This window comes from Pedobacter sp., from assembly GCF_965279535.1.
Lineage (GTDB): Bacteria > Bacteroidota > Bacteroidia > Sphingobacteriales > Sphingobacteriaceae > Pedobacter.
This window is the reverse complement of the sequence record NZ_OZ257244.1, coordinates 1,788,578-1,810,797: the sequence shown is the minus strand read 5'-3', so window position 1 is coordinate 1,810,797 and position 22,220 is coordinate 1,788,578. Positions and strand designations below refer to the sequence as shown.

Genomic DNA, 22,220 nt, shown 5'->3' with positions numbered 1-22,220 from the left:
TTTCCCCAACTAACATGAGAGCAGAGCACCAGTTAAAAGCTTTTGAGCAAATTTTATCCAGTTATGATGGTAGCATGCCTTTGCACAGGTTTTTACCTTCATACTTTAAGCTTAACAAGCAAATGGGCTCTTCTGACAGAAGATGGGCAACTCGTCATATTTACAGCTTTTTTAGATTGGGGAAAGCGCTTTCAAACTTGAGCAATGAGCTTCGGCTAAGCGTTGCAGATTTTCTGTGCCATGAAACTCCCGGATTAATTGTAAATAAAAATTTTCCTGAGCTAGCTGAAAAGAGTGCTTCTAACCTAGATCAAAAGATAGAACTTATCCAGGGTAAATATCCAGATTTTAAACTGGAAGAAGTATTCCCCTTCCATTCCTATCTCTCTAAAGATATGGATCATACAGCCTTTTATGCATCTTTTTTTAAGCAACCAGATCTGTTTATCCGTGTTGTAGATACACAGATGAAAGGTGTTCTGGCTGATTTGATATCAGCAGGAATAACCGCAGAACAATTATCATCAACAACTATAGCCTTACCTAACGGAACTAAACTGGAAGGCGTTTTAAAAGAAGGTAGTTATCAGGTTCAGGATTTATCCTCACAACATACAGTAAGCTTTTTCGAACCACACAAATGGGAAAAATGGTGGGATTGCTGCGCTGCCTCAGGTGGTAAAACTTTGCTTTTGCATAGTCTGGAACCTAACCTAAGTTTATTGGTAACAGATTTAAGAGAGAGTGTACTGGCTAATCTTGATGAGCGTTTCCGCTTAGCAGGGATAAAGAAATATCAAAAGAAAGAACTCGATCTGTTGCAGAATAACGACCAGTCCTTGCATCATTATGAATTTGATGGTATTATTTTAGATGCACCTTGTACCGGTTCGGGTACCTGGGGAAGAACGCCTGAAATGCTTACTTTTTTCGATCCCCGAAAAATCGGCCAGTTTTCTGCCATACAAAAAGGCATTGCGCAAAATGTAATCAAATACCTTAAGCAGGATAAACCCCTGATTTACATTACCTGTTCTGCTTTTGCCGCAGAAAATGAAGAGGTTGTGCAGTTTATGCTCGATAATCTGCCTTTAAAATTGGAAAAAATGGAATTGATTAAAGGTTACGGGCAGAAAGCTGATACCATGTTTGTAGCCCGGTTAATCAAAACTTAGGCATGCTTAAACCATGATTTAAACTTTCGTTTAAGGTGTTTTATAGCTTCGATTAAAACAGCGATTCCTCCAATAATTGCAGTATATTCTTCAAATCTGTTCATCTTGTTGCTTTGTTAGTTAGATGTTGAAAGGGGCGAAATGTTACAGGAGATTCACACTTGTTTACTTTATATTATTATCAATCTGAGCTCGTTTATCCTTCGACAAACTCAGGATGACAAGAGTGGTCTGTCCTTCGATAAGCTTAGGATTACAAGAGCGGTTGGGGCAGGCTGTTGATGACCTTTTAATTCACTAAAAATGTTTTGATTTCCAATTGGTATTTCAACTACTCAAACATCTTGCGGTATAGGCAAACCAAAGCCCTTATATTTATTTATAAGTAATTGGGCAGAAGTAATTTTACAACCTAACATATCAATTTGATGCTCAAGTTTAATTTGTTGGTGTAACCCACAAGATTTTAACTTATCATGGCAAACTATCTCCAGCAAATCTAAATAAGGGATTTCTACTTTACCCGTAACCATTTTCTTTCTTAAGTTGCTAATTATGCGCCACAATTGATGGTTCTTTTCGTACCTGTCCTTCATTTGCAAAAGTTTTTCGCTTAGCAATTGATGTTTTACTTCTGCTTGCTTTAAATCGATAGTTAATTGCTTAATGATAGCCACTACAGTTTGTTGTTCCTGTAAATGGATTTTTTCTATAGCCAATAAATCAGATGGCTCATTAACCAACAATTCTATCGTACTAAGCATATACAATTGCTTAAAACTAAGCTGACGTTCACCACGTTCGTACATGGCAGCTAAGCTGGTTGTTGCGCCAATTAAATTGGCCATTTGGGATTGACTTAGGCCTAATGCTTCTCTAAGTTTTTTCATGCTGCGTTAAATTTATTTTCAATTTAAGCCATTAAGTGCAATATTTTATTGTGCAGCTTTTTACCGGCACATTAGCCGTGTACACAATTTTGTGCAGTAATTTTTTGTGCAGTAATTTTTCTACACAAATAAAATCTGCACAATTCTGCGGCTGTATGTTAGTAAGCCATATTTTAATTTTTTTGCAAGCAATTGTTTTTTTTAAAAAGAAGCTAAATGCCTGGACAGAAAGCTGATGAGTAAATTTCATTGTATAGATAATCATACAAAAATTAAACGTTTAAAAACGGCTAATGGCTTTTAATGTGGTTAATATTAAACCAATTAATAATGTTTCATTCAATCAAACACAAAATGGATTATTCAATTTTAGCGCTTACAACTGTTGCCGATTGCGACAATGTGCTGGCCATGGTAGAAAAAGAGAAGAAAGAACTGGTATTCAAAAAACTCTCACTAGAGCACTTGCAAGAAAATTATGCAAGTAACACCATCGAGGTATCTGCCGAACTGGAGATTTTAACTGCTGAACTTAACGCCGTAAACATGGTGGTTGCCGCCTTGCCTGAGGGCGAGGTTAAGGAAGACAGTATTAAAAAACAAAAAAAATTAGAATACAAACTCTTTTTGTTATCTAATCGCAAAGCAAACTATGGTGCTATTGCCCTCTTAGAAAAGGAATTTAACATTGCCCGCGTTATGCGCGAGCTTGAGGAGGCAGACGCATGTATTGCGGCAGTAGCCGCACAAAAATCTAAGTTGTAAAATCGCTCTGTTGTTTTAAATTCATTTCTGGTGTATAAAAAAGAAAGCTGCAGCATTTATGTTGTGGCTTTTTTGTTGGCGTACTTAATTCTGAGTAATTATGGTTTCCCGTAAGGTGGATTGGAGGATAGTTTTTATTTTAGGGGATAAGACAAGAATACTTGAATTCAGTAAGAAATATCATATCGAAAGGTGGTATGGTATTCTTGTAACAAAAGAATGTATTTTACTGTGATTATCAAGAATAATCATAATACATTTGACAATAAAATATCTAAGTTATAACCAGGACTTGAAACCTTTTCAAATTAATTTAAATATAGTAACGCTTGAATTTTTGGAAAGCTTGTTGATGCCTTAATCGTAAAATATTTTCAGATGCTAACTGACAATACTCCTAAATCAAATATACATCAAGATTCACCTCTCGTAATCATTGATGCTACTTACTACTCAGATGGCTTCCCAAAAGAAAATTGGGAAGAATTAATACCTAGATCAAATTATATATCGCAAATTGAGGATGATGGGGCTGAAAATATCAAACTATTATTTATCGAAGGAGAGGAAGATGCAGGCAAGTCTACATTGCTTGCACAGTTTGTGAAAAAAAATGTTGAAACCTCAATATCTGTCTTCTTTAATCCTTTAAATGATTTTGACTATAATCTTGACTATTATTGTACAAATGTTGTTCTTCAAATAAGCCACTTGCTTGGGGATGAAATTCCATACGAAAATACACTTTTAATAAGCACTGAACAATATCTTCAATCATTATATCAATTTAGGAAGTTTCTAAAAAAAAGAAAGAATCATATTAACTTGTTAGTTGATGGCCTCGAGAGCAAATTGATAGAAAATCCCAATTTTGTTAGAGAATTGTTCCAGATTATACCATTTGGAGAGGAGTTTTTTAGGATTATAATAAGTGGTAACCGTCAAAAATATTTAGATATTTATCCGAAGCTCATTAGACAAGAGTCTAAATCAATTATTTTATCCGGTTTTTCAGATGATCAAGCCATTAAATTTTTGGATCTTAAAAATGCTGAAAATAATATTATCGGAGATCTTTATAAAATAACTAAAGGATACCCCGGTAGATTAAAAACCTTAAAACGAATTCTAAAAAGCGAGGGATATTCATTAGATAGGATATCTAAACACACTACATATAGTACATGGCTCGAGCTAGATTGTGACTCTATTAATCTTCGAAATCCTGAAATCAATGCAATAATTTCTTTATTAACCTTATCACAGCAATCTTTTTCACCGCAGGATATAGCACAAATTACCTCGATAGAAATAAATATTGTAATGGATATTATAGCAAAAATTGGTATACTAGAAAAATCCGATAAGTACATAAAAATTGCATCAAATGCGCACAAAAAATATCTAAAAAATCTATTAAGAGGTAATAAAGGCAAGATAGAAGAATTATTAATTTCTTACTATGCACAAAATGAAACTCTTACATCATTAATTGAACTTCCAAGGTTGTATTGTGAAAGGAAAGAATGGCCAAAAGTTATTGAACTTTTAGATGACAAATATTTAAGCAAAATTTTAGAACGTACTGGATCTATTCAAATAGTTAACGACACACTTTTGCTTGGAGTAGAAGCAGCAGACAAGGCTAATCGTAGTTCTGATCTTTTACGATATTCCTTGCAAGGAAGTATAGTGAACGAGCTAGACAACTATTTATTTTGGGAGTCAGAAATTGAAGCGAGGATTTCAATAAAGGATTTTATAGGTGCTGTATCATTGGCTGAGAGTGCTGTTTTATTAGTAGATAGGCTCCGGCTTTTAGCTCTTATTGCACGAAGACAGAAAGAATTATTTGATAAAGTTGATGAGGTATTAGCTAATTTAATTCAGGAGCTATATTATCAAATTGATATTTCTTCCGTAGGTAATAAGATATATGACATAGTTACACATCTTATATATGCAATTCCAAATTTGGCAATTGAAATAATAGAAAAATCTTCAGGTAAGGTATCTGACAAAAATATTAATAGTTGGGTAATGGCAAAGTTGTCAATAGCAGCCATTGAATCTGGAGATAAAAGTGATAATGGTAATTATCGCAGGAAGATAGAGGCTATTGAAAGGCTTAACCCACCAGCATTTAGACAGGTAAGTCAAGCAATAGCATTTTTGGTAGGAAATTATGATTCAGAAAGAGTTTTATCTGAAGTAAATAAGATTTCTGATAGAGATGAAAAGTTAAAATTGTTGCGTTTATGGTTAAATAATTCTAAAGCATCGTCAGGGAATATTGATGAGGTTATAAGTAAGGCTCTTGATGAGATGATTGCTACAACGTCAGAAACCTCCATTACAATCGAGGTTCTAAATGAACTATCAAGTCGACTGCCTTATATTGAGAATGAGGTTGCTAGGATCAAATTATATAAAAGATTTAAAAGTGTTGAAAATGATCTATCAGATCTTGGTATGGTGAAAGATAAGTTTGTTTACCAACTTAATATGTTTCACACAGAGTTTTTAATTTTTAAAGACACTTCGATTCATTCCCTAAATAAAATTTTAAATGACATTGAAAGTGTACAGGACATACTCATTCAATTAGAATCATTTGCTGAAGCCTTTGATAAGCTTACTCTGATGAATGAATGGGGATTAAAACCTAAAGTAAATTTTATTTACTCTAGGATAATTACACTATCTGAGAAACTGTTTGAAACAACTGCTTCCCAGTATAAGGTAAGTGAGGAATTCTTAAAAACCATTGCAAAAAGAAATCCTAAGTTGTCCCTATTGATCATAAGCAAAATAAATAATCTTGCCTACAGGGAGGAAGGGAGAGCATTAGCACTAGATTCCTATCTAGAAAATGAATTTGATCAAATTTCAACAGATATTCTTCATGACTTTGATTTAGCTTTTGAGACCAGGGCCTCTCAACAAAAGTTCTATTTAGATGTAGTGGAACGATATTCTGAGGCGGATTTTTTATCTTATAGTGATATATTAAAGTTACTTCACTATTATGAAAAAATATCAAAGCTTACAGACGTAAAACAACGCATTTTGGGTTTTACGTTTTTCTATAAAATTGTAATCAAAGATCAAGAATGGAAGGCTAAAAAAGCTGTAAAAATTGAAACGCAAATATATAACAATTGGAAAGGCATTGAAGCGGATTGGGATAAGATCGATGAAGGATTTAGACTATGTTATGAATTGGCAAAAGATAATACCCAGCTTGCAAAGAAAATTTTTGATGAAAGTGAACAACTTAAGAAAGATAGCTGGCTAGATTCAAGACTTGTTGCTTATACCTATTTGAATTCGATTAAAGTAGTAATAAGGGCTTTTAATGGATTAATGTGTTCGCAATCTGACACCCACGATGATTACAGAATTATACATGATTTAATCGCCAGAGTGCCTTCACAAATTGAAGCATTAAGATTATGGGCGGAAATTGGATTTTTTGCAAATAGGGCAGATCGCGAAGATATTTTAAAGCGAGTTGTTAATGACCATATAATAATAATAACGCACGAACTAGTAAATTCAAATATTAATATTGAAAATGTTACGAGTGTTTTAACATTAATACATCTTTCTAATCCAAGTTTAGCTTATAAGTACATTAACAAACTAGATAGAGAAACAAAAGAAATGGTATTAGACTCTATCTGTTATTTTTATATCACTAAGAGAAATCCATTTGACTTTTATGAATCTAATGTTTCAAAATATACTTGCACTTTTAGTGAATTGTCGAAAGCGATCGAAGTTTTATCAAAAATAGAAACTGATAACGTAATTTATTTTTTAATAGGTCATATTTCCAAAGCTATTTATGCTGATAGGGATTTGTCAAAACCCCAGATATCCACACTGTTAACTGACCTTCAGGCAATTGTGAATGTCAAATTCCCGGATTTGAAAAATATAAAACATGAAGGGTATAAGGTTGTTTCCGAGTTAGCAATTAGCAGAATAGATAGATATAGCTCTAAGACACCTTTATTTTGGGAAAATTTTTTAAAACGAGCTAATGATGTCCCTAATTTATCTGATACGATATATATCCAATCAGTTTTACTAGATGAAATTCCATTTGAAAAAATACCAAGTAGTAATTTGAAAAAACAACTTTTTGAGCAGATAACTTTTAGGCTTAAAGAACTACCAGCTCATTACGAATTTGTTCAAAGAGTTACTGATATTTCAGAAACAATGTATCAATGTGATAAGACAACATGGAAGAAATTCGTTGAGGAAGCATTTGATTTATCAAAAAATCTAATTGCTGGATCTGATGTATATAAATCTCAAAAAAACATTATTGATTCCATGTACAGAATTGATCCAACTTTTGCTAAGCATTTGATTAAAAGAATTGATCAAGATAATCATTCTAACAAAATTAATAACTTGTTGAATAAACACTATGAAACATTAGAAGTAGCCAACAAAATAAAAAATAGCAAGACTCTGATTCAAAAGGAAAAAGAGAATGCGCATTCAGTTGTCAATGGAGTTTTCATTGCTCTGAAAGCCTTAAACACAGAAAAAATAAGTCCTAAAAAAATCACAGAAATTTCTAACTACTTAAATTTAGGAAATAAGCTCCCACTTCATGAGGCGTTCCCTATTTATATGTATTACCTCAATAACTGCTCAAAAATATATAGATCTTCGACAGAGAAATCTATCCTAAATATACATAGGGAAAATTTTAGGGAAGCGGTTAACGCAACAAATTTGATTCAAATTTTATCTCAACGAAAAAAAGGATCCGAGAAATCTTTTAGACAATTTTTCATTGACGAAGAATTTTCGAGTAATAAACCCATAAAGCCAAAATCTAGAGAACAAACCTTTAATTTTATAAAAAATTGGATTTTAGAAAATGTAGAAGAATTTATAATTATTGCTGATCCTTTTTTTGAAAAACAGGATCTTGAATTATTAAAAATTATTAATGAAATAGATGTAAGTGTAGATGTTGATATTCTTGGCTCAAAGGATTATTTTATATCAGATGTAGAAGATGAGTACAGGAATTACTGGAAATCAATCTGTGATGAAGAGCCGCCCTTTGTAAATGTTACATTTTGTAGAACTCAAAGTAGTTCTGAACCCCCATTTCATGATCGCTGGATAATTACAAAAAACAGTGGGCTTCGGATAGGTACAAGTGTTAATTCTGTGGGATACAAGAAAGACAGTGAAATCTCTGTGATGAAGCCGAATGAAGCTTTAAGAATTAGAGAGGATACTCTAAACGAATATATCACTAGAAGGAAAAAAGAATTTAATAATGAGAGACTGTACTATAAAAGTTTTTCTCTTTAATTCTTGTGTGTAGAGTTCCGAAAGAGCTCTAAGCTTAATTAGGTTTAAGTGTTTCAATAGATCGCTTAAACCACCCCTTTAGCGAACCCAGGTTGTAACAGAAGTAATGCACAAATTTTCATCTGTTGACCTCAATCACGAATAAATTTAGGAATTTGAAGAAAGGTTCGTACATTAGTAATGCGAACCGAGTTGGAGCAATTCAATTCAAAAATTTCTTAACAAAATAACGCCCGGGCATACGGGTGCAAGTCCTGTAACTTTTCAGCTTCGCGCTGACTCGGTTCGCAGTGACTCGGGCGTTTATATTAAAATTTTTCTAGTTATGCGAACCGAGAAAAACCAAACCACACCATTCCCTTCACCAGTTGAAGCTGTGAATGAATTCTACCAACTCATTGGCGCTTATTTCGAGTGCAACAGTTTAACGGGTATTAACACCACATTGCTCGATCTTATTGGCGCGGCCACCACCAGAAATTTATCGGCAGAGGAGCATAAGCCCCTGGCCATTGCAGCAATGCTTTATGATGTACGCAACACCATTAACCTCATTACAAAAACCAGGGGCTTATTAAACAAACGATCTTTTCATCGCTATGCGAAAAACCTGGCCTTTAAGTTACTGGCGGTTACGCAATTTGAGGTAGATTACCTGGCCGATTTGTTATACGCTGCATTAGACCGTTACATTGCCCCCAATGAAAGCGCTTGCATTGCGAGTTTAGCGTTTTCTTTCGAGATAACTGCGGCCTTTAAAATGATTTACGATTGGCTAGCCGCTTGCAACAATTGGTACAATGCTTTAAGCATTAAGCCGAATGGCGGTTAGCGCTGCTATTTTTTTATAACCATATAAGGCACGTAAGTATTGTTCGTTCGGTCTTATTTTTCTTAAGTGCTTTATATGGTTTAACTACACAACTTTTCCTAAGCCCATTATTTGGATTATTGATGCCGAACAGCTAGATTTATTATACTTTAGCATCAGCTTTAAGTTTGTTGTCCCCATTGTTTTGTATTCATCCCGGGTTTCGTGGGAAGCGCTTTGCCTTTTAAGTATTTATTAAACATTAAAACAACTGATTGTCAGTGCTGTTTGCTATATGCAGGAGTTGAAGCTAAAGATCAGAACGTTTAAAACGGTTTGATCTTTAATAAACAGCGCAGCCATCCTACGTTATTAATCGTACTGTTAATACTTAAATCGATATGCAGAAAAACGGCAGATTTATATTAATGGATATCCATGAATTTGAGGTTTATATCCAGGCGCTCAAGGTAGGGTTTTCGAGAAAAATAACCCATATACAGGAGCATCATACCTTCATTCCATCATACAGTGATTTTACAGGCGATAATTATTTTCAGCGCCAGCAGGCAATGGAAGCGTACCATATCAGTATCGGTTTCGGCCAGATAGCCCAGCATTTTACCATTTTCCCTGATGGGATGATTGTTACCGGGCGGCCACTTTCTGTTACGCCAGCATGCATAAAAGGCCATAACACCGGTGGCATATGTATAGAGAACCTGGGCAATTTCGATTTAAAGCAGGATGTGATGAATGAAGCGCAGCAGCACAGTGTAATTAATGCCACAGCGTTGTTGTGTAATAAGTTTGGTTTGCCTGTTAACACCACTTCAATTGTTTATCATCACTGGTTTCGCCAAAGCGATGGTTTACGCGATAATGCGGCAGATGAGTTAGTGCTCGATGGACATAAAACCTGCCCCGGAACTAATTTTTTTGGTGGCAACAGGGTGGCAGATGCAGAAAAGAATTTTATTCCGAAAGTTGCAAAGGCGGCCCGGGACTACCAGGCATCGGCTGGGAAAAACAAAGGAACGGTAACGGCATCGGTTTTAAATGTAAGATCGGGCCCTGGCGTAAGTTTCAAAATACTGCGGCAAATTATTAAGGGAGCCCCAGTAACCATTTATGCGCGTAAAAACAATTGGTTACGCATCAGTAAAACCGAATGGGTATCGGGTAGTTTTGTTAGTTAGATGTTAAAAGGGGCGAAATGTTAGACCGCCCTTGTCATCCTGAGTTTATCGAAGGATAGACAGACTCAGATTATATGATAAGTTTGTAGAAATGATGTTTCTGCCTAATAACAGTTATTGCGTTAAAGGCCTGTATTATTTCTGAAAAGCTTTATCGCAATGGCGAGTAGAATTACACCAAAGGCCTTTCTCAACACATTCAATCCAGACTTTCCAAAAAGCTTTTCTAACCTGTTGGTGTTTTTTAATACGAAATAAACAAAAAGCATATTGAGTAAAATCCCGATCAGGATATTTTGCGTGGCATATTCAGTTTTTAAAGATAGCAGGGTAGTCATGGTTCCTGCACCGGCAATGATAGGGAAGGCAAGGGGGACGATAGAGACCGTTTCGGGGGCTTCTTCTTTAAAAATGGTTAATCCCAAAACCATTTCCATTGCAATGAAAAAAATTACAAAAGAACCTGCAATGGCAAATGATTCAACATCCAAACCAATTACCTTTAACAACGATTCTCCTACCAGAAGGAACAAAACCATCAGTACGGTAGCTACAATTGCGGCTTTTTCTGATTCAATGTGGCCTGCTTTTCTGCGTAATTCTATAACAACCGGAATAGAACCTAAAATATCTATGATTGCAAACAGTACCATTGTGGTAGAAAGAATCTGGCTTAAGTTGAATTTCAGAAAATCGAATTCCATGGCAATAGGGTTTTAGGCAAAGGTAATTCAATTTGTATAATTCAAATCATTCGACGCAGATTTTATCTGTTCACTTAAAAGTAGAACTGTGTTCTTAACGTGAAAACATTATCTTTTCGATCTGTTTCGTAACCAGATATCCGGGTTGATTCATTTTTGATAACATCATAATAAATAACCGCTTTAAAATGGGGGTTAAAGTGGTGCAGGAATCCAAAACCAAAGGTGTTAAAACGGACGTCGGCAGCTGATAAGCCATTAACTGCAGCAATATCATTTCCTTTTACCTTGGCATTTGGATCATACCAGTCATACTTTAATATTAATTGATTATCGGTGCTGTTTAGCGTTTGAACAAATGTAAAATAAGCACCATTGAATGTTCTGGTATAATAAGGTAAGGCAACACTTTTACTGTCAACAGGATAAGAACCAGGAGTGGTTGAAGTTGTAGCTGTACCCGTTTGTAAACCCGAAACTACTTCAGCCCTAAGCTCCGATTTCCAGCTTTTTTTATTGGTTGCCAATTGTACATCGGCTCCATAATATCTTCTGGGAGCCACCTGGTTGATGGTATTGGCCGAAGAATCCTTTACCATTTTCCACGTTTCATTACTTTGCTGCATGCGATAACTCACCGGAAGACGGTGGTTTAAACCTCCTTGTAAGGTGCTGATTCCGCCGGCTATCGTGAAAGGCGTGTTTTTAATCGGAATGGATTTGTGGCTAAGCCTGAATATGAAATCCTTGCTATTGTCAAACTCAGCAGGTCCTGCCAGGCCCTGTCCGTTGTAGATACCCATATCAAGGGAAACATTTTTTAATTTTGCGCCTTTCCAGCGTGGGTTTAATGTAAAGGTTACCCCTAAATCGCGTTCTGTTTTCATCAAAATCTGAGACATTCTTCCCCTTTCAGGCGCTTCGCGAACAGAAGATGACAGTTGTAACTCATTCCCGAAAGGACGGCCTGATAAACCTAAAGTTACCGATAAGATTTTCCACTTATTTTCATAATAACGTCCCCAGAAATCGCGGATGGCTACGCCTTGCTCAGTACCATCAAACTGAAGTACGAAGTAGGTTGAAGGACTTCCATCTTCGTTTAACATCATATAATCTGCTCTTAAACGACCGCGTCTTAACCTGAATCTGTTGCTGGTATATTCTCCAAAGTTACCACCCTGATATTCTGCCAGCGTACCCTTAGATTCTGCAAACTGAAATTGAGGTTGCAGGTAACCGCTAAACGACAGTGAACCGTATTTCTTAGAAATAATAAGCAGGTGATTTACAGTAGTTGAATCCATTACATCATTAATGGTTCGTTGGGCAATTGCCTGATAAGAAGCTGATAATATAAAGAACGAAAGAATTAGGGATTTATACTTGGGCAACAACTTAAAGTTCATTTCAGATTTTTTTGCAAAGGTAATCTATTAACAATTATTTAATACAAAAAAAGCCCACGATTTAATTCGTGGGCTTTGATAATATTTTTAAGTTGACTATAATTCCGGTCTTGGCGGATCAACAGGAGTAACTACTTTTCCTTTATTTCTAAGTACTGAGTTTCCTTTTCCGTAGAAGAAATAAATAGCAATACCTAATCCCATCCAGATGGCCAACCTGATCCAGGCTTCAAAAGGTAACGAATACATTAAATATACACATACTACGATACCCATAATTGGAACAAAAGGAACCAAAGGCGTTTTGAACGGACGAGGCCTGTCTGGATCAGTTTTGCGTAATAACATTACACCAATACATACCAGCGAGAAGGCAAATAATGTACCGATAGATACCATGTGGCCTAAATCAGTTACAGGAACAAAACCAGCGAAAATACTCACAAACACCATGAAGAATAAATTGGTTTTGAAAGGAGTTCTGAATTTAGTGTGGATGCTGCTGAAGAACTTTGGTAACAATCCATCTTTAGACATGGTGTAGAAAACCCTTGATTGTCCCATTAACATCACCAGAATTACCGAAGTGTAACCAGCAAGGATTGCGATAATTAATCCCATTTGCAAGAAGTTGTATCCGGTAACTTTAAATGCTGTAGCTGCAGGGGAAGCATCACCTTTAAATACATTAAAAGGAACTAAACCTGTCATTACGTGTGCAAATAGTACATATAATATGGTACAGATAACCAATGAGCCTAAAATTCCGATTGGCATACCTTTTTGCGGATCTTTAGCTTCCTGTGCTGCAGTAGATACTGCATCGAAACCAATAAAAGCAAAGAATACCAATGCTGCACCTGCAGCAATACCTGAAATACCAAATTCACCATAAACGCCCGTATTTTGTGGAATATAAGGTGTATGGTTTGCAGGATTAATAAATTTCCATCCAAGTGAAATAAATAATATTACCACAGCAACCTTAACGATAACCAGAATGTTGTTTAAGCTTGCTGATTCTTTTGTACCGCGGATCAGCATCAGTGATAATAGGGAAACGATCACAATTGCCGGAAGGTTAACACCACCGCCATCAACTTCTGCAAAAGATTTGGTTAAATAGAGTGGCATTTCCACGCCAAACTCGTGTAATAGTTTATTAAAATACCCAGACCAGGAAACCCCTACTGTAGCAGCACCTAATGCGTATTCGAGTACCAAGTCCCATCCAATGATCCAGGCCATAAATTCGCCCATAGTTGCATAAGAATACGTGTATGCACTTCCCGCAACCGGAATCATTGAAGCAAACTCTGCATAACATAATCCTGCAAAAGCACATCCTACTGCGGCCAGTACGAAAGATAATGTTACTGCGGGGCCGGCATGATCTGCGGCAGCTATACCTGTTAAAGAGAATAACCCTGCGCCAATAATAGCTCCAATACCCAGAGCAACAAGGCTCGTACTGCTTAACGTGCGTTTTAGCGTGCCCTCACCACTTTCAGCAGATTCTGCTATAAGCACATCAATAGGCTTTTTTAGATTCATAAGTTGTTTAGTCTTTTATGTTTGTCGATTTTTTTATGATAATAAGCCGTAAACCTAAATAAAAATTACGAAAATGTAAAAGGGATTTTGTTAAAACCCCTTTTTTACGTTTTTATATCTTAGTTTTTACAACTAGTGTGTTAAAGTATCGGTCGTATTGGTTAAAGTATCAATAATTGTGTTGCCCTGACTATCGGTTTTCTGCTGAATTCTGATTTCTTTGCGAACTTCTTGCTTATGTTCGGAAGTAACAGCCTTCACAGCGATATAAGGAGCAATAACTAAGGATACAATCGACATTAATTTGATTAAAATGTTCATGGAAGGTCCGGAAGTATCCTTAAAAGGATCTCCCACGGTATCTCCGGTAACGGATGCTTTGTGCGGTTCAGATTTTTTGTAAAAAGTTTCACCGTTAATTACACAGCCTTGTTCAAATGATTTTTTGGCATTATCCCAGGCTCCACCTGCATTGCTCTGAAAGATTCCCATTAATACTCCCGTTACGGTAACACCGGCAAGCAGCCCGCCTAAAACTTCTGGGCCAAAAGTGAAACCGATAATAATAGGGGTAATTAAAGCAATTGCTCCCGGCATCATCATTTCCCTGATGGATGCTTTTGTAGATATGGCTACGCATTTCTCGTATTCCGGTTTTGCTTTATACTCCATGATACCAGGTATTTCACGGAACTGCCTGCGTACTTCCTGTACCATATCCATAGCGGCTTTACCAACTGCTTGTATACAAAGTGCCGAAAAGATAAAAGGAATCATGCCGCCAATGAATAAACCTGCCAGTACAGGCGCTTTATAAATATCGATAGCGCTAATACCTGCAATACCAACGAAGGCGGCAAATAAGGCTAATGAAGTTAAAGCTGCGGATGCAATGGCAAACCCTTTTCCTGTGGCTGCAGTGGTATTTCCAACAGCATCTAAATTATCTGTACGCTCCCGAACTTCAGGTGGCAACTGGCTCATTTCTGCAATACCGCCAGCATTATCTGCAATAGGTCCAAAGGCATCAATAGCCAGTTGCATCGCTGTAGTAGCCATCATTCCCGCGGCAGCAATGGCAACGCCGTATAAACCTGCAAAGTGATATGATGACATAATTCCACCTGCTAACACCAAAATAGGGATCACCGTTGATTTCATACCGACAGAAAGTCCGGCAATGATATTAGTTGCATGGCCGGTTGATGATTGTTGAATAATGGAATTAACAGGTCCTTTGCCCATTGCAGTGAAATATTCGGTTACAATACTCATAATCGTACCTACAACCAGGCCGACCATAATTGCATAAAACACATTAATGCTCGAAAACTCATATCCTCTTAAACTTAAAGTTTCAGGGAGCATCCATTTTACCACAAAGAAAGAAACTACAGCAGTAATAATGATAGATGACCAGTTTCCCAGGTTCAATGCATTTTGAACATTAGATTTCTCATCTTTTATCGTTACAAACCAGGTTCCAATAATGGAAAAGATAATACCCAAGCCACAAATAACCATGGGTAGTAATATTGGCGACATTCCGCCGAACTTATCGGTTACCGAAATCTCTTGCCCCAATACCATGGTTGCCAATATGGTTGCTACGTATGAGCCAAACAAATCCGCACCCATACCCGCCACATCTCCTACGTTATCACCAACGTTATCTGCAATAGTCGCAGGGTTTCGTACATCATCTTCAGGTATTCCAGCCTCTACTTTACCAACTAAATCTGCACCAACATCTGCCGCTTTGGTATAAATACCACCGCCAACCCTGGCAAATAGTGCAATTGATTCTGCACCTAAAGAAAAACCAGTTAATACTTCGATAGCTGTGCGCATTTCTGTGCTATTGGCGTTGGTAACATGGAATAACTGTAAGAAAACAATAAATAACCCTCCTAAACCTAAAACGGCAAGTCCGGCAACACCAAGCCCCATTACGGTACCGCCAGTGAAAGAAACTTTCAGGGCTTGTTTCAAACTGGTTCTTGCGGCCTGTGTGGTACGTACATTCGCCTTGGTGGCTACTTTCATACCAATGTATCCTGCAGTAGCAGAAAACACCGCACCTATAATAAATGAAATGGAAATAATCCAGCTGGAATGCATGGCTACACCATTAATTTCAGTAATTGTACCAGAATAGGCAAGCAGTGCAGCTGTAAAAACAACAAATACACTTAATACCCTCCATTCTGCTTTTAAAAAGGCCATTGCCCCATCAGCAATGTAGCCAGCCAGTTCCTGCATGTTCTTGTCGCCAGCATCCTGCTTACTTACCCAGGCGCTCTTGATCATCATCACGATAATTCCGATCAGGCCTAAGGCCGGAATCACATAAAGTAAATTGTTTTGTAAAAAATCCATAGTTAATATTTGGTTATTGATTTGTTAGGGTTGTTCATATCCATTAATCATTAAAAGTACAGTACAACATCAGCGTGCTCAGTTGTTCGGGGTATTGTATTTATATCTGGTTATTATTTAGCAAGATAATAAAATATTCTTCTTCAGCTTAAAATTTTAACAACAGCCAAAAATATTTTTTGTTCGATTAAAATAATACATGACAATACCTGCAGGTATTGATTTTTTAAATAAATTAGCCACAAACTAAACTTTAAAACCAAGCAAAAACTAAAAAATGGAAAAACTTCAGGAAAAAGGACCTCTTAAAAAAAAGCTAGGCCTTTTTGATGCCGCAATGCTGGTCATGGGATCAATGATTGGGAGCGGGATTTTTATCGTGAGTGCCGATATTATGCGGAACCTGGGTTCTGGCTATTGGTTAATCGTTGTTTGGATAATTACAGGTGTGATGACTGTTGCTGCAGCAATTTCATACGGAGAGCTATCTTCTATGTTTCCGAAAGCAGGTGGGCAGTACACTTATTTGAAAGAAATTTTTGGTAAAATGATGGGCTTTCTGTATGGTTGGGGGCTTTTTACAGTCATTCAAACCGGTACCATTGCTGCTGTTGCAGTGGCTTTCGGTAAATTTACAGCCTATTTAATACCAGCCCTGAATGATGCCGCTCCAATATTTCAAAATGGAAGTTATAAAATTACCTGGATACAGATTTTGGCTATAGGGGTTATTTTATTGCTAACTTTTATCAATACCAAAGGTGTTGAAGGAGGTAAGTGGCTGCAGAATATTTTTACAGGATCTAAAATAGTTGCTTTAATAGGTTTAATAATTTTAGGCTTTATTTTAGTGAAAGGGACTTTTTGGGCAGAGAATATGAGTTTTGGATGGGATGCGTTCAATAATTTAAAAACGGATGCTTCCGGGAATTTCACAAAGGCTGGCTGGCAATCCATTTCAGGGATGACCATTATGGGTGGTATTGCGGCTGCGATGGTAGGTTCTGTATTTTCTAGTGTAGCCTGGGAAAATGTAACCTTTGTTTCGGGAGAAATCGAAAACCCTAAAAAGAACGTGGTGCGTGCCATGGTGTTAGGTACTTCTGCTGTGATGGTGCTCTATTTATTGGTTAATTTTATATACCTCAATACCTTAAATAGAGATGGTATTGCTTTTGCACTTAATGATCGGGTAGCAGTTGCTGCCTCTGAGCTGATTTTTGGCAGCGGAATCGGTACAATCATAATGGCTGTACTGGTGATGATCTCTACCTTTGGTTGCGTAAACGGAATCGTACTTGCAGGTGCAAGGGTTTTTCAGACCATGGCAAAGGATGGAATGTTTTTTAAAGCCGCCCTGGATAATAACAAAAATGGAGTTCCGGCGAAGTCACTCTGGATGCAGGGGATTTGGGCTTCTGTACTCTGTTTAAGTGGACAATACGGTAATCTTCTGGATATGATTTCTTTTGTGATCGTATTATTTTACATGATTACTGTTTTTGGTGTTATTTATTTAAGATTTACCAAACCTGGTTTGGAGAGACCATATAAAACCTGGCTTTACCCTGTTACACCTATTGTATACTTATTAATTGGTGCTGCCTTTTGTATTTTATTGCTTATTTATAAACAACAATATACCTGGCCAGGACTTATCATTGTATTGATAGGCGTTCCGGTTTACTTTTTTATCAATAAAAAGACTACTTAATAACTTAATATGGATTAAGACAACCCATTATTAAATTAAAGGGCCATATCATAAATTGATTTTATGACATGGCCCTTTTTTTTGATTTGTATTTTACGTCATTGCTAATTGGTTATTTCTGTTTGATGTTCCCAAATGAGTATCTTGAGCAGCATGAAATTGAATATGACTTAACCAGGTGCATTTTAAAAGGTTGATCCTCCCAAAAAAGAGGTATAAAATTTGAACTATTTAGATCAATGAATACACCTGTTGTTCATTTTTTCCGTTTTAGCCAAACCCGTAGATTTTGGTTTCGGCACAGGAATATCATCAGGTTTATAATAATTGTCTAGTCTTATCGGGAAGTCTTTAGCCAAGTTCATTTCATTCTGTTTACAGTTGCTGACCGAAAGTATCTTCTTCACTCTTTTCTTAAAATGTTAATAATTTCTAAAATTGTTTTATTACCGGCAACTTTATTTTTTAATGAATAAATTATAATTTGGGATAACTAACCAGAACAAATATGATCGAAAAAATAAATGTTATCGTAGGCGCTTTAGCCATTCTTACGAGCTTCGGGATTTTTGAAGAATGTAGCAAACATAAAGTATAATGGTTACTCGTAATATTGAATTTCAAGAAAAACAATCAGAAAGGGCAGAAAAAGTAACTTTTCTGGCAAAATTAGTTGGCTACCTGCTTTATGCAATAACTACTTTCGGAATAACAGCGATTACAATCACTGTAGTTTCGACTAACGAAATAGATCTTGTTTTAAAAGTTTTATCAACAGTACTAGCATTATTTCTGCTATTTTTTCTAATAAGAACTTTCTTTAAACAAAATAACGAAGATAAAATCAATAAAATCACAAGGGTGATTGTTGATCAACAGGGTTTCCATCATGTCGAAGATCTCAAAAAAGTTAAATCAATTACTTTTGATTCCTTACGGCAAAATCTTAACAAAATGTATGATGTTGATCTATCGGATGGCGATGATGTACGTATAGAATTACTTGTTTACACTCAGGATTACCCTACAAATAAAATAGTATGTAAAGCCATTACTTTTGAAACACCCTTTTCCATTAGAAATGGTAAAGAATTAAAAAAACATTTCATCCGGGGTGTCTTGCTGTTCCGCCCCGATTTGAGGATTTCTCCAAGGGTTATCGATTTTTTTAATGTGGATGTTGAATGATTTGAAAGGGATTATTATTACTTGTTGGTAATTAATATAAAGACACACGCGGCAGGTCTGCGGCAGCGAGGGGATTTAGTGAATTCATATGGCGAGAAAAATCTTCATTGCGAAGAGGAACGACGAAGCAATCTTGCAACGATTTTACTAGCGCGATTTTAAGATTCCCACCTGCGCGGGAATGACGGGAGTACTAATCAAAATCTGTCATCCTGAAGGATCTTTGAGTATAAAACCATAATTACTGCCATTTAGATGCCTCTATTTTAATTCGTTTTAAAAGTTTCATCTTTCAGACTCCGGACTTCTAACTTCAGACTCCAAAACTATTTCCTTATCTTTGCAACACATGGGAACACAGGTAGATTTAGGTTTTAAAGGATATAAAAATTACGGTACGCATTTGCGTGAGAAATATAATGGCCAGCGTGTATTTAAGGTAATTGTGGATGGGGGCTTTACTTGTCCGAACAGGGATGGTAGCAAGGGTTATGGTGGATGTACGTATTGTAATGTAGACTCGTTTACGCCAGAGCCTTCAAGAAAGAACCCGGCAATTAAGGATCAGCTTGCTGAAGGCATGGCACGGGCAAAGAATTCTTATAAAGCAGATAAATTCATTGTTTATTTCCAGCCCAATACCAATACTTATGCTCCGGTACATTATTTAAAGATGATGTATGATGAAGCACTATCAATTAATACAGAAGATATTGTAGGGTTTGCTGTGGGTACCCGTCCGGATTGTATTGATGCCGAGAAGGTAGCTTTACTGGAAAGTTATACCGATCGTTTCGACGTGGATCTGGAAATGGGTATGGAATCTATTTATGATGAAACCCTTAATCAGATTAACAGGGGCTGTAGCCATGGTGAATTTGTAGAGGCCGTTAAGTTGTTAGAAAACACAAAGCTGGATCTTTGCGTGCATACCATCTTTGGCTTCCCATGGGAAACCCGCGAGCAGATGCGCGGTTATATTCATGAGATCAATCGTTTCCCGCAGATTAAGTTCGTTAAATTTCACCACCTCCACATTGTAGAAGGATCGATAATGGGGGTGAAGTATAAAAAAGAACCTTTTAAATTATTTACACTGGAAGAGTATACGGATTTACTTTGTGAGCTCATCCCATTGTTAAGACCTGATATCGTAATTCAGCGACTTTTCGGAATTTCAGATTGGGATTTGTTAATTGCACCTAATTGGGGGCTTAATAAATCTTCAATTCAAACCTATATTGATAAAGAAATTGAAAAAAGAGGTGTGGTTCAAGGATCTCAATATTTTTAGTTAAAAACTTAAATTTTAATATAATTTTTATAAAAACCCATGAAATTTCATGGGTTTTTTGTTTTTAAAGGTGTTTTTGGTGGTAATTTTTTATAAAAATTGGTCGAAATCATATAATGTATTGAAAATGGCTATTTTAATTTTTATCAAAAAATGGTATTATTTGTTAGTGATTTTTTGTTTTATTTCAATTTTAGGATAATATTTTAATTGTTTTTACAAAAATTACGGTTTTATATTAAAAATATTAGAAAATATGGTGTAAAAACTGTGATATCTCGTACTTTTATAAAAATTAAAAGCGAATAACTTAAATATTTATCAATACAAACAAATTAAACTAAAAATTATGAGTAATTTCTCCTTTAAACAGTACGCGCCATTTATAGTCTTGATGGTAGTCGCGGTTTTATCGCTCTTTGTTCCTCTTTTACCGAACTTTGATGAAGGTAAATACAGTGCAGCTGATATTGCATTTGTATTGGTAGCTTCAGCATTAGTTTTCTTAATGACTCCAGGCTTAGCATTTTTCTATGGTGGTATGGTTCATCGCAAAAATGTACTCTCAACCATGATTAAAAGTGTGGTTGCTGCAGGTGTTATTACTGTGCTTTGGACAGTTGTAGGATTTAGTCTTGCATTTGGTGATACCATCGGTGGTTTTATCGGAAGTCCTAAAACCTATTTGTTCTTTCAAGGGGTAAACTCGGGGCCAGCATGGGGAACTATTCCATTGTCATTATTTGCTGTTTTCCAATTAATGTTCGCCATCATTACACCAGGATTAGTAGTAGGTGCGGTTGCTGAGCGTATCAGATTTACCTCTTACATCTTATTTATCGTGTTATTTGCCATTTTCGTGTACTCTCCACTGGCACACTGGACCTGGTCTCCAAACGGATTTTTATTAAAAATGGGAGTTTTAGATTTTGCCGGAGGAACGGTAGTACACATTTCTGCAGGTATGGCAGCTTTAGCCGGAGCATTGGTTTTAAAGCGTAGAAAATCTCACATGGAGCATAAAGAAGTTCCACCTGCAAATATCCCTTACGTATTAATTGGTACAGGTTTATTATGGTTCGGTTGGTTCGGTTTCAATGCAGGTTCTGCTTTAAGTGCAAACGCATTAGCGGTTTCAGCTTTCATCACTACCAATACTGCTGCGGGTGCTGCTGGTTTATCATGGATGTTCTTTGATGTGGCAAGAGGTAAAAAACCTTCAGTTTTAGGATTCTGTATTGGTGCGGTAGTTGGTTTAGTTGCCATTACCCCTGGAGCAGGTTTTGTTGGTATACCTTCTAGTATTTTCATCGGCGCAATTGCTGCGGTTGTTTCTAACTTGGTTGTTTCATGGAAACAAAAAACAAGCTTAGATGATACTTTAGATGTTTTCCCTTGCCATGGTGTTGGTGGTATCGTAGGTATGATCTTAACAGGTGTATTTGCTACTAAAACAGTCAATTCATTAGGTGCAGATGGTTTGTTCTACGGCGGAACTGAATTCTTCTTTACTCAATTGAAAGGCGCAGTAATCGTAATCGCATTCAGTTTTATAGTATCATTCGTGATCTTCAAGTTTATCAACTTAATTCAACCAATCCGTGTGTCTGAAGAAGAAGAAGAAATGGGTCTTGATGAGTCGCAACACAATGAGAAATATTCTCAAGGAACTTTATTGGTTGAAGAGAAAGTGACTTATATTGAAAAACACAGTCCACTACAGGAATCTTTAAGCTAACCATTTAAAGACAATCAACTTATATATCTAAACCCCAATTCAGCTCAA

Annotated in this window: 14 protein-coding genes; 9 read left to right on the top strand and 5 right to left on the bottom strand. The window is 36.4% G+C overall.

Going from position 1 to position 22,220, the window contains the following annotated elements:
- The first annotated feature begins 14 nt into the window (after positions 1-14).
- Entirely contained in the window at positions 15-1,175 is a 1,161-nt protein-coding gene (locus tag ACQY77_RS07150; RefSeq protein WP_421938669.1) for an RsmB/NOP family class I SAM-dependent RNA methyltransferase, read from the top strand.
- Between the two features lie 335 nt (positions 1,176-1,510).
- Here the strand turns inward: ACQY77_RS07150 and ACQY77_RS07145 are convergent, their stop codons facing one another.
- Entirely contained in the window at positions 1,511-2,065 is a 555-nt protein-coding gene (locus ACQY77_RS07145) for a helix-turn-helix domain-containing protein (RefSeq protein WP_421938670.1), read from the bottom strand.
- Positions 2,066-2,395: 330 nt separating this feature from the next.
- Between ACQY77_RS07145 and ACQY77_RS07140 the strand changes: the two genes are divergently transcribed.
- The 4 genes from ACQY77_RS07140 (at position 2,396) to ACQY77_RS07125 (ending at position 10,192) form a co-directional block, all read left to right on the top strand.
- Entirely contained in the window at positions 2,396-2,830 is a 435-nt protein-coding gene (locus ACQY77_RS07140) for a hypothetical protein (protein WP_421938671.1), read from the top strand.
- A gap of 378 nt (positions 2,831-3,208) precedes the next feature.
- Complete coding sequence (locus ACQY77_RS07135; RefSeq protein WP_421938672.1) at positions 3,209-8,182, top strand: hypothetical protein; 4,974 nt, start codon at positions 3,209-3,211, stop codon at positions 8,180-8,182.
- 325 nt (positions 8,183-8,507) lie between these two features.
- The gene (locus tag ACQY77_RS07130; protein ID WP_421938673.1) at positions 8,508-9,014 is read left to right on the top strand and encodes a hypothetical protein; all 507 of its coding nucleotides are present in this window, start codon (positions 8,508-8,510) and stop codon (positions 9,012-9,014) included.
- A gap of 380 nt (positions 9,015-9,394) precedes the next feature.
- The gene (locus tag ACQY77_RS07125; RefSeq protein WP_421938674.1) at positions 9,395-10,192 is read left to right on the top strand and encodes an N-acetylmuramoyl-L-alanine amidase; all 798 of its coding nucleotides are present in this window, start codon (positions 9,395-9,397) and stop codon (positions 10,190-10,192) included.
- 122 nt (positions 10,193-10,314) lie between these two features.
- Here the strand turns inward: ACQY77_RS07125 and ACQY77_RS07120 are convergent, their stop codons facing one another.
- From ACQY77_RS07120 to ACQY77_RS07105, 4 genes are all read right to left on the bottom strand, one after another.
- Entirely contained in the window at positions 10,315-10,896 is a 582-nt protein-coding gene (locus ACQY77_RS07120; RefSeq protein WP_421938675.1) for a MarC family protein, read from the bottom strand.
- A 74-nt stretch (positions 10,897-10,970) separates the two neighbouring features.
- The gene (locus ACQY77_RS07115) at positions 10,971-12,305 is read right to left on the bottom strand and encodes a porin (RefSeq protein ID WP_421938676.1); all 1,335 of its coding nucleotides are present in this window, start codon (positions 12,303-12,305) and stop codon (positions 10,971-10,973) included.
- Between the two features lie 96 nt (positions 12,306-12,401).
- Positions 12,402-13,859 (bottom strand): amino acid permease, encoded by a 1,458-nt coding sequence (locus tag ACQY77_RS07110; RefSeq protein WP_421938677.1) that lies wholly within the window; start codon positions 13,857-13,859, stop codon positions 12,402-12,404.
- A 132-nt stretch (positions 13,860-13,991) separates the two neighbouring features.
- On the bottom strand, positions 13,992-16,238 hold the full coding sequence (locus tag ACQY77_RS07105; RefSeq protein WP_421938678.1) for a sodium-translocating pyrophosphatase: 2,247 nt from the start codon (positions 16,236-16,238) through the stop codon (positions 13,992-13,994).
- Between the two features lie 277 nt (positions 16,239-16,515).
- Between ACQY77_RS07105 and ACQY77_RS07100 the strand changes: the two genes are divergently transcribed.
- The 4 genes from ACQY77_RS07100 (at position 16,516) to ACQY77_RS07085 (ending at position 22,172) form a co-directional block, all read left to right on the top strand.
- The gene (locus ACQY77_RS07100; protein WP_421938679.1) at positions 16,516-17,952 is read left to right on the top strand and encodes an APC family permease; all 1,437 of its coding nucleotides are present in this window, start codon (positions 16,516-16,518) and stop codon (positions 17,950-17,952) included.
- 597 nt (positions 17,953-18,549) lie between these two features.
- Positions 18,550-19,140, top strand: a complete 591-nt coding sequence (locus tag ACQY77_RS07095; protein WP_421938680.1) for a hypothetical protein — start codon at positions 18,550-18,552, stop codon at positions 19,138-19,140.
- A 349-nt stretch (positions 19,141-19,489) separates the two neighbouring features.
- Positions 19,490-20,434: a TIGR01212 family radical SAM protein gene (locus ACQY77_RS07090; RefSeq protein WP_421938681.1), complete on the top strand. Its 945-nt coding sequence runs from the start codon at positions 19,490-19,492 to the stop codon at positions 20,432-20,434.
- A 349-nt stretch (positions 20,435-20,783) separates the two neighbouring features.
- On the top strand, positions 20,784-22,172 hold the full coding sequence (locus tag ACQY77_RS07085; protein ID WP_421938682.1) for an ammonium transporter: 1,389 nt from the start codon (positions 20,784-20,786) through the stop codon (positions 22,170-22,172).
- The last annotated feature ends 48 nt before the right edge of the window (positions 22,173-22,220 follow it).

Bases quoted from the DNA above. Each gene is read 5' to 3' on its own strand.
- ACQY77_RS07150 (WP_421938669.1), top strand. From the start codon at position 15: ATGAGAGCAGAGCACCAGTTAAAAGCTTTTGAGCAAATTTTATCCAGT.
- ACQY77_RS07145 (WP_421938670.1), bottom strand. From the start codon at position 2,065: ATGAAAAAACTTAGAGAAGCATTAGGCCTAAGTCAATCCCAAATGGCC.
- ACQY77_RS07140 (WP_421938671.1), top strand. From the start codon at position 2,396: ATGTTTCATTCAATCAAACACAAAATGGATTATTCAATTTTAGCGCTT.
- ACQY77_RS07135 (WP_421938672.1), top strand. From the start codon at position 3,209: ATGCTAACTGACAATACTCCTAAATCAAATATACATCAAGATTCACCT.
- ACQY77_RS07130 (WP_421938673.1), top strand. From the start codon at position 8,508: ATGCGAACCGAGAAAAACCAAACCACACCATTCCCTTCACCAGTTGAA.
- ACQY77_RS07125 (WP_421938674.1), top strand. From the start codon at position 9,395: ATGCAGAAAAACGGCAGATTTATATTAATGGATATCCATGAATTTGAG.
- ACQY77_RS07120 (WP_421938675.1), bottom strand. From the start codon at position 10,896: ATGGAATTCGATTTTCTGAAATTCAACTTAAGCCAGATTCTTTCTACC.
- ACQY77_RS07115 (WP_421938676.1), bottom strand. From the start codon at position 12,305: ATGAACTTTAAGTTGTTGCCCAAGTATAAATCCCTAATTCTTTCGTTC.
- ACQY77_RS07110 (WP_421938677.1), bottom strand. From the start codon at position 13,859: ATGAATCTAAAAAAGCCTATTGATGTGCTTATAGCAGAATCTGCTGAA.
- ACQY77_RS07105 (WP_421938678.1), bottom strand. From the start codon at position 16,238: ATGGATTTTTTACAAAACAATTTACTTTATGTGATTCCGGCCTTAGGC.
- ACQY77_RS07100 (WP_421938679.1), top strand. From the start codon at position 16,516: ATGGAAAAACTTCAGGAAAAAGGACCTCTTAAAAAAAAGCTAGGCCTT.
- ACQY77_RS07095 (WP_421938680.1), top strand. From the start codon at position 18,550: ATGGTTACTCGTAATATTGAATTTCAAGAAAAACAATCAGAAAGGGCA.
- ACQY77_RS07090 (WP_421938681.1), top strand. From the start codon at position 19,490: ATGGGAACACAGGTAGATTTAGGTTTTAAAGGATATAAAAATTACGGT.
- ACQY77_RS07085 (WP_421938682.1), top strand. From the start codon at position 20,784: ATGAGTAATTTCTCCTTTAAACAGTACGCGCCATTTATAGTCTTGATG.